This window comes from Embleya hyalina, assembly GCF_003967355.1.
Taxonomy (GTDB): domain Bacteria; phylum Actinomycetota; class Actinomycetes; order Streptomycetales; family Streptomycetaceae; genus Embleya; species Embleya hyalina.
The window spans coordinates 59,802-68,383 of sequence record NZ_BIFH01000059.1 but is presented as its reverse complement, the minus strand read 5'-3'; the positions used below and the strand labels follow the sequence as shown (position 1 = coordinate 68,383).

Sequence of the window (8,582 nt, the reverse complement as noted above, 5' to 3'; positions counted from 1 at the left end):
CGCCGCAGGCCCGGGGTGCCATGCCGTGGACCCGGGGGCCGCCGACATCCTTCAAGGGAGCGTCGTTCGTGTCGACTGCGCAGGAACGCATGCGACTCCGCGTGTCGGCTCGCGATATTCGTGCTCACATGGCCATGCTCACGCAATCCCAGGATTTCTGGTAGCTCCGAAGCCCGATGTCGAATTGTCGCGAACATCCCATGTGGACGTCATCGCCAACCGGCAAGCCCGCTCAACCCGACGCATCAAACGATGCCAAGGATGGCGTATTATTCCTATCGATATGTTCGGATGTTTGTCCGCGGCTTCGGCGCGACCCGAACCGCCGTACGTGTGCCGGCTTTTGGGGCATGAATGCAGCTCTGAAAAAGATGGCTGTCGATGCCGCACGGTTCCTGCCCCGTGACGATCGGAATCATCGGAGGACCATCGGCCTCGGCATCGACGACAGCCTCCGTCGTCTGTACGTACAAGGTCACCGCCTCGCATTGGGGAATCGACTCTTCCGGACCATCCGTCGTGTGGGCCGGCGCAGGTCGCACCTACCCGGGGTATCGGGATATCTTGAGCGGGAATCGTCGCGCCATGTTCAACGGGCCGGGCGCTTGGTGGGGAATCCGCGACAAGACGCAGGTCGTCTCCGGATCCTCCAGAACACGACTTCGCGCAAGGCGCAGGAGCCCGGGTCGCCTGTCGCCGACCGCGTCACCGGCTCCCATGGGAGGCGCACGATCGGGAGGTACCCATCTCGGCGGCGACGTGCGCCATCGGTCGCGTGCGGCACCGTTCGATCAGGCGCCGGCGGCCGTTCGCAGACAGTGGCGCGTTGCGGTGAACCAGCGATGTCAGCGGGCGTCGGGGCGCGTCGCGACCGCGATGTCGGTGGCGACGGTGAGCGGGTCGGTGAGCGGTCGGCCGAGCAGTCGGACGAGGTCGGGGGTGGTGTTGCCGAGGAATCCGTGGCGAATACCGGATGCGATCGAGGCGAGCATCGGCGGCTGGAACGGCAGCAGCGCGTCAACGGCGAGGAGCCGGTCGCGGTACTCGCCGAGCCCTATCGCGCGGTGCGCGACTCCGAGGTTTTCGGCGACGTCGGTCGCGGTGATCGGTTCGCCGACCAGGTCGTAGATCCTGCCCGCGTGCACGGACGGATCGGCGGCCACGACGGCTGCGGCTGCGGCCAGGTCTGCGCGTGCGACCGCGGCGAGCGCGCCGTCGCCGAACGCTGATTCCACGCCGTCGGGGGTCCAGGTCAGCAGCGCGCCGAAGAGTTCGGCGTAGAGCCCGTTGCGCAGGATCGTCCAGTCGAGTCCGCCGGCCGTGATCAGGTGCTCGGTGGCCCGGTGGGCGAGCGCGAAACCGAGGTGGTCACCGTCGCCGGTGAGGCTGGTGTAGACCACGTGGGTCACGCCGTCGCGCACCGCGGCGTCGAGAACGGACCGGTGACGAGCGACGACCCGGTCGTCCTCGGCGTACCCCGCCGAGACGAGGACCAGCGTCGAAACGCTCGTGAGATCCAGGGTTGCAGGGTCGTCGAAGTCGAGGCGTCGCTGTCCTTCGACAGGCGATCGACTGCCGCTCAAGGCGGGCACGTTGTGCTCGGCCAACTCCTGGAGCGTGAGGGACGCGAGCTGTCCGTTCGCGCCGGTGACCATGATCATTGTGATTCCGTCTCCTGGTGTGGTTCTTTTCAGTAACTACAGTGAGGATCCTCGACCGACTGCGGTCGGCTCACAAGGAGGCAGTTTCATGTCACTGACGCACACCGGTGTAACCACTGGAGCCGCCGAGCTTGAGCCGTGCGGACAGCCGGACCACCCCGACTGCGGGATCAGAGACGTCCTCGACCGGGTCGGTGACAAGTGGTCGGTCCTCGTCGTCGTCGAACTCGCCAACGGCCCACGACGCTTTCGGGAACTCCAGCGCGCCATCGATGGAATCTCCCAGCGAATGCTGACCCTGACGGTGCGCAGGTTGGAGCGAGACGGACTGGCCCTTCGCACCGTCTATCCGACCGTGCCGGCCCAGGTCGACTACCGACTCACGGAGACCGGTGCGAGCCTCACCCACCTCGTCAAGGCGCTGGCCGACTGGTCACTCGAACACCGCGCGGACATCGCACGGTCACGCGAGTCCTACGACAACGATCACCCTGAGAACGAGATCCGATGACCGGCGAAACGTCATCGACCTCGTTCGGCGCGTCCGAGGATGCGCACTCGACCCCTCACCACCGGAACCCCACTCGCTGCCGTGGCAGCGGCCCCCGCGGCGCGTCATGCGCGGGCGACCGGATCCTGTGGGCGCGGATCGTGGTGCGAGTTGGGAGGGTCCGTGCGTGCCGGAGGTTGCGGCCCGCACGGGATGCCACGCAAAGACGGTCCGGCGGTGGCTGCGCCGGTTCGACGAGGGGCCTGGCGGGCTCGGCCATCCTGTCCTCCTCGGTCGGTTCACGCCCCTCGGTGTGCCCCGCGTAGTAAACGCGCACCGCAATCTCGTCGTACCGTGCCATCGTTGCCTCCGGCGTCGACCGCTCGACCGTGTCGGGGCCTTCCTTCCAGGCTCCCCTGGAGGAGGTCCCGGAGACGTCGGATCCGGACCAACACGTGGTCACATCAACCGAGTTGAATAAGGTGGGAGCGTGCCGGCTCCCCCCGTGGTCGGCACACGCGCGGTCCGACGCCCGTTCACCTCGTTCGGTCGTCGGATCGCGCCCGACCGGGCGCACCGGACACCCGAGCCCATCGACCTCGACGCGCTCGGCCATCGCCTGCTCCCTCTCGCGCCCGGCGCCGGATGCGCCCACTCCGCCCGAGAGCGGCAACCGGCCCGACGCGGCGTGGTGGCCCGCTCGGAAGCCGAACCGACACACTGTCGTCATGGGCCGGTTGGACGCGTCAGTGCGCGACGCTTTTCGCTTCTTCGCGTGGTACCTGACCAACGGGACGCTCGGCGGCACCGATGTGTGGGGCAACGACGAGCAGCACTGGTACACGGAGCTGTTGCTGGAATCACCGGGCACCTATGAAAACACGTGGTCGGTCTTCGTGTCCGGCCTGACCGTCGACGACAGCGGCGCGTTGAACCGGCACCCCGAGGACGCCTACGACCGAGCAGCGCAATTCCTTCGCGCACAGGTGGATCCGCGCTACGTTGCCGAGCCGGCGTTCGACGCGGCGGAAATCGATCCGCGCTTGCCGCGGCCCGACGCCCGGCGCCAAGGGCGCGGTTTGCACACGACCGTCCGCGTCGCGACCAGAGACTTCGCAGGCGCGCTCAGGCACGGACGACTCGTCGCCCTCGCAGGAATCGCGTACGTCGAAACCCTGGCGGAAAGACCATCGTTGATGGAGTCGGTGTGGTCGATCTTCGTCAACGTACTGGACATCGACGACGCGGGCGCGGCAGTGACACCCTTGCACGCCATGGATCGAGCCGCTCAATTCCTCGGCGAGGCATGCGGAGGACCCGAGGCCGTCCCACCGTGGGCAAGCTGGGAAATCGAACCGCCCTTCGTCTGACCGCGCAGGGCGGGCCGGCGGACCGACCGCTGCAAGGGCTCCCGAGCGGCCGTCGACGGGTTCCACGTGCCGACGTCGGAGGAGATCAATGATGGAATGAGGCCCGACCCGTTTCCGGCCTCGGATATCGCACATCCTTCGAGGTGCACGGCCATCATCGACACCGAGACAGAGGGCGCTCGGCTGGATCCGCGACGGAGAACCAGTGACGGTCGCGCGGGCACGTGACTCCATCACCACGCCGTGAAGCGCGTGAGCGGCCGGGGTCGCGATCGCCCGGGCCGGACGCTTGCTGCGCATCGGGCACGCCTCGATGGCCCGCCGCAACGGAGGGACGAGGTGGCCACCGTCGACCAAGGCGCCCGGCCCGCCTCTACCGTTCCGTCCACGGCTACAAGGGAGGCGCCGAGAGGAAGTGCCCACGGTCGTACGTGTATTGCCGTTCGTGGTTCGGGTAGTCGTTCGGTGGCGCCGGCTTCCCCCGTGGTCGGTGCTCGCGCGGTCCGACGCTCGTTCACCCCCGTCCGGCCGTCGGACCGCGCCCTTCCCCGGTCCCTGCCGCGACGACGGGGACGAGCCGACCGTCGCCACCCTGACGACTCGAACAGTCGTCCCTTCAGAGCCCGCCCCGTGACGAGGTAATCGCCCCGGCGCCGAGCCGAACGCTGCTCAGGCCGGGGGATGTTGTCCGGGAAGGTCGCCGCGGCGGTGGACCCACGCAGTTCCCGGTGCCACGTCCGATGGTGGGACGACGCTCGCCGTGAGGACCGCTCGAGTCGGGTTTCAGCGTCCTACAAGGGTGTGTAGCCGAAGGTGGTCCAAGTCGAGGTCCGAGCCCGGGCCCACTGGGTGAACGCGATGACCTCGCCGTTGCGCTGAAGGAATCCCTCGCAACGCCGGCCAGTCACCCCCGGCGGCGCGGACGTTTCGGACGCGAACCTACGAACGGGCCCCGGAGCCCGGTCCGGGGCCACGCGGGCGACGGATGCCTGTCCCCGCCTCGCCGCCGCAACCGCGACCTTCGGCTATTCGAGGTCGTCGAGCTTGTCCCGCACCCATTCGACCTCCCGGGGGACATCGTCCACGGGCCAGTTCGCACTGAGCCCCACGAGGACGGTGCGATGGTCCTCGATGAGTTCTTCCCGCATCAACCCCCACGCCGCAGCGGCCTGAAGCTCCACCTCGGGGCAGTGCGTCGCTCGGACGAGCAGGTCCACGGAGTCGGTGCCCGGAGACCGGGCCAACAGACGCACCGCTGTGACACGATCGGGCAACGGCACGTTCTCGTCGGACGCGACCTTCCCGAGCGCCTTGACGAGCCGCGGATCGGCGTTCTCCGCGTTCTTGAACACCGTCTCCACCGAGTCGAGAGTCCGCTCGCGGATGTGATCGCTCGTGGCGGTCTCCAAGACCTCGGCCAGGAGGGAGGGCTCTTGCGCCGCCACGACGTCCAGCGCCGACAGCGCGGTGAGGTGTTTGGCCATGGGCCCGTAGTCGCGGCTGAGTTCGGCTGGTGAGGGAGGCTGCCGCAACGCTTCTCCGATGCGGTCGAGGACGAGTGCCCTCTCCGGTTCACGTGCTTCCTCGCCGCCCCGCCGCTCGGCGCCGGCGGGACTCCACCAGTGGTCGAGGGCGATGCCCACGGCCGCCTGGTCACCGCTTTCGAGCAGTGTGCGAAGCGCCCGATGATACGACTCGTCCACCGCGGGAGCCCGCAGCCTCTTGTGGGCGCGATACAGCTCGGGGTTCGCCAGTCGGTGGCCTTCCCAGTGGATGCTGTGCGGCGCGCCGAAGATCATGTCGATGGGATTCCGGCCCCAGGGACACTCGGGCGGCCGGCCTCCCCAACTCTCGGCGACCTCCTCCAGGGTCGCACGGTGCCGGTCCAGTCCACCCGTCCCGACCAGGTGGTAGGACGCGTGGGCCTGCACCTTCGGCTCCCCCTCGCGGAGCGCCCGCAGGAGAATCTCGTCCGCGGCCGCGCCGAGGCTGTCCGCCAGGACGCGGATCGCCGTCTCCTTCGTGCCGACGGACGGCTCGAAGATCAGGGTGCCCAACATCGCGACGAGCCGCTCGTCCTTCACCTCCGACGCGTCGAGCACGCCCCGCGCCATCCAGAGGGCCTCGTGGCGCACCCCGTCGGAGTCCGTGCGCGTGAGAACATCCAGCAGGAGGTCGACGTCACCGTGCTCGACGTCCGTTGCCCTGATCATGTTCAGGGCGCTCACCTCGGCGGGCGACATCCTCCGCCGGAGCACCTCACGAGCGCGGGCCGACACCTCGATCAGGTACGCATCGGCACGTTCCTCGTCCTCCAGGACGCGACGCAGTCCCTCCCAGGACGCGTAGTGGTCGAGCGCGATACCCACGGCCACCGGGTCCTCACTGCGGAGCAGGGTGACGAAGGCCCGCAAGCACTCCTCGTCGTCAGTCGGGAACATCAGCTCGTCATGCGCCTGCCGCAGTGCGGGCCGGTCGGGTTCGGTGCCTTTCCAGTAGGTGCTGTGGAAGCCCGCGAGCGCTTCGCGAACGTGCTCGGCCTCCCAACCCGCGTCCTTTGGCCAGGACTTCGCGATCCGCGTGACGCGGTCGCGGTGGACACGGAGTCGCCGGGGCATCGTGAGGTGCCACGCCGCGCACACCTGGAGTTCCCGTTCGGACGACTCACCGACACGGATCATGACGTCTTCGACCTCCGGAGAGTCGAGATCGGCGAGTGAGCGCAAGGCGTCCTTGCGATCCCGCGTGTCCAGGCTCTCGTCCAGAGCCGTGGCGGTGATCAGCCCCAGCAGCCGCCGGTTCGGCTCCTCGCCCTCCGCGAGAGCGGTCCCCGCCGCGCGAAGCGCCGTCTCTCGCTCCACGGCGTCCGGGGCACCTTCGAGGACGTCGGCGATCAGGTCCGCGTCCTCCTCTTCGGCGAGATGCCACAACACGGTGAGTGCGCTCTCGTGGCTGCCGCCGGACGAAGGTCGCCCGAGGAGGTCTCGGGCAGCGGACCGCACTTCGTCGTCGAGCGGCCGATAGGGGTTGTCCACGCCCCATCTGGTGTCGGCTTGGGCCTGCTGGTAGTCGTCCAAAGCCCGGCGGACGACGTCGACGTCGTCGCTCTCCAGTCGCACGCCGAACTCGTCGAGACGCGACGACTCGTCGTCTCTCACAAGGTCTCCTTGGTGATCACCTCCTCAGACTGGCAGAGCCGTCCCGGCCGTGTCTCCCGCATATCCTGGGGCGGAAGTCGCCCTCATGAGGCCGTCGCAGGGTCACCCGCCGGACGTAGGTGCGGCTCTCACGAACTTTTGGTTTGTCGGGCATGAGGGTCGTCGTTCCGATTCGCTGACGGAACACGCCGTCCCCACATGCGCTCGGGGCGTCCGTCACGCAGCGGTCGACATCCGGCAGGGTCGAGTTCGGCGGGTTCGCCGTCGACCTCGACCGAGACGGGCGGCGACGTCATACCGTCGGAGACCGACGGGCGCCGGCGGGACCACTTCGCCGTGGTGGATGACATTTCGTCGGAACGGTTCAGCCTTCCGGGTAGATGCTCAACAGCAGAACCTCGTGTGGGCCGAAGACCATGACGCCGGCGAACTCGTGGGAGCCGATGGTGTGCCCGTGATCCCAGGTACCGACGACGCCGAGTGTTTCGGCGGCGGTGGCGGGGTGTCCCCGGGTGATGTATCGCAGCGGCGCGTCGACCGACTCGGCCCACAACTGCCCCGCCAGCGCGGTCCGATTCGCCTTCACGACGGACGGATCGTCGTATTCGTGATCGCCTTCGTTGCCGCCGTACTCCTCCAGGCAGTCCTTGCGGAAGGCGTCGAGGTCCTTCAGCCATTCACGGGTGTCGAGCACATGGAAGTGGGCATCGTCCTGTTCGATCTCCCACGCCGCAGGGGGAAGCCAGGACCGGATGGTCGTCGCGTCCACGGACCGCAGGTCGTGCGGCGCGATCCGGACGTCGAAGACGACTTCGCCGGTGTGGCTCATCACGAGCCCGTCGGCGAGGATCCGTGCGGCACACGCTGCTCGCAACCGGACGTTGACGCGATGTAGTTGGTCGTCATCCAGGAAATGCTCGTCGGAGCATTCGAGGCCGCCGAAAGTGCATCGAGGATCGGGAGTCGGGTCCGATCCGCGTGGAAGGCCCGCCGCTTCGGGCAGCACGCTGACGCGCGTCGAGCCCCGGTAGTCCACGACGATGACGTGCAGTTCATCGCGTACGACGCGTCCCGTACTCGTGTCCAGGGCTTCGACGACGACCGCGTCCAGGAATTCGCCGGTCAGATCGAGTATGAATTCGTCCAGCAGTAGGCGTGCGCGTGAGCCGAGTTCGCCACCCCGGTCGCGCAATGGGCGCTCGATCGCGTCCATAAGTGCGTCACGCAGCTCGCTTTCGTCGATCGGTTCGCAGGCCACGGCCTTCCGCAGGGTGCCCGATGTGGCGTCGATGTGCGGGAAGTGCCGGTCGTCGTGGGCCGTTGCCGGGTTCGGGGTACTCGCGGAGGGGCTCCGGCGATGGTCGGCGTACAGCGCGGGTACGGGACCCGTTGGTGAAAGGGCCTCGTCGAGGGGCGCGGCGTCCTCGCCCAGCCAGAGGGTCAACAGGTGCGCGCGGGCGGCGGCGCCCTGGTCGGGGAACGATTCCCGCGCTCCTCCCGCCTCGTCGAGGCTCACAATGCCCGAGTGGGTCGTGAAGGCGGGTCGGTCCGGCTGATACATCGGTCGTCCGTTCGGGAGGGAATCACGATCGAGGCCCGAAACGAGGCGGCCGATCCCGCGACGTCGTGCCCTTGCCGAAAACACAGGTCACCCGGCGTCGTGGACGCATCATCATCCGCGAAAGCGCCTTCGTGAGACTTGGACAAAGCCGTCGAAGCATCGACGCCTCGCCGCGGCCGCGTACCTCCTCCCCGGTCCTTGCCCGCGAGGGTGTGGTGGGGTGTCGGTGTCGGTGCGTCTGGTGCCGGCGGCTGTCGGCGGGCTCCGGCGAGATGGTGCCGACGGTGGGTGCTCAGTCGTGCTCGGGTTGATTTCCTCTCATCAGCGCCGCAGGGCCGGGAT

The 8,582-nt window shown here is 68.3% G+C and carries 6 protein-coding genes and 1 pseudogene; 3 read left to right on the top strand and 4 right to left on the bottom strand.

All coding sequences use genetic code 11. From position 1 onward, the window contains the following. Positions 1–720 precede the first annotated feature (720 nt). Both EMA17_RS49250 and EMA17_RS49245 read right to left on the bottom strand, forming a co-directional pair. Positions 721–840, bottom strand: a pseudogene (locus EMA17_RS49250) (IS481 family transposase); the annotation flags it as partial. 5 nt (positions 841–845) lie between these two features. Beyond that, positions 846–1,661 (bottom strand): NAD(P)H-binding protein, encoded by an 816-nt coding sequence (locus EMA17_RS49245; RefSeq protein ID WP_126643734.1) that lies wholly within the window; start codon positions 1,659–1,661, stop codon positions 846–848. An 88-nt stretch (positions 1,662–1,749) separates the two neighbouring features. Here EMA17_RS49245 and EMA17_RS49240 point away from each other — a divergent pair, with 88 nt between their 5' ends. From EMA17_RS49240 to EMA17_RS49230, 3 genes are all read left to right on the top strand, one after another. Further along, complete coding sequence (locus EMA17_RS49240; protein WP_126643733.1) at positions 1,750–2,172, top strand: winged helix-turn-helix transcriptional regulator; 423 nt, start codon at positions 1,750–1,752, stop codon at positions 2,170–2,172. Between the two features lie 106 nt (positions 2,173–2,278). Continuing rightward, positions 2,279–2,632, top strand: a complete 354-nt coding sequence (locus tag EMA17_RS49235; RefSeq protein ID WP_126643732.1) for a helix-turn-helix domain-containing protein — start codon at positions 2,279–2,281, stop codon at positions 2,630–2,632. 247 nt (positions 2,633–2,879) lie between these two features. After that, a complete protein-coding gene (locus EMA17_RS49230) occupies positions 2,880–3,521 on the top strand; it encodes a DUF7677 family protein (RefSeq protein ID WP_126643731.1) in 642 nt (213 codons plus the stop codon). A gap of 1,025 nt (positions 3,522–4,546) precedes the next feature. Here EMA17_RS49230 and EMA17_RS49225 read toward each other — a convergent pair. Next, entirely contained in the window at positions 4,547–6,679 is a 2,133-nt protein-coding gene (locus EMA17_RS49225; RefSeq protein ID WP_126643730.1) for a hypothetical protein, read from the bottom strand. Positions 6,680–7,043: 364 nt separating this feature from the next. Further along, positions 7,044–8,240 (bottom strand): hypothetical protein, encoded by a 1,197-nt coding sequence (locus EMA17_RS49220; protein WP_126643729.1) that lies wholly within the window; start codon positions 8,238–8,240, stop codon positions 7,044–7,046. Positions 8,241–8,582 lie beyond the last annotated feature (342 nt).

What these genes read in the sequence shown, in the direction of transcription:
- EMA17_RS49245 (WP_126643734.1), bottom strand. Translation starts at nt 1,661, where the DNA reads ATGATCATGGTCACCGGCGCGAACGGACAGCTCGCGTCCCTCACGCTC.
- EMA17_RS49240 (WP_126643733.1), top strand. Translation starts at nt 1,750, where the DNA reads ATGTCACTGACGCACACCGGTGTAACCACTGGAGCCGCCGAGCTTGAG.
- EMA17_RS49235 (WP_126643732.1), top strand. Translation starts at nt 2,279, where the DNA reads ATGCGCGGGCGACCGGATCCTGTGGGCGCGGATCGTGGTGCGAGTTGG.
- EMA17_RS49230 (WP_126643731.1), top strand. Translation starts at nt 2,880, where the DNA reads ATGGGCCGGTTGGACGCGTCAGTGCGCGACGCTTTTCGCTTCTTCGCG.
- EMA17_RS49220 (WP_126643729.1), bottom strand. Translation starts at nt 8,240, where the DNA reads ATGTATCAGCCGGACCGACCCGCCTTCACGACCCACTCGGGCATTGTG.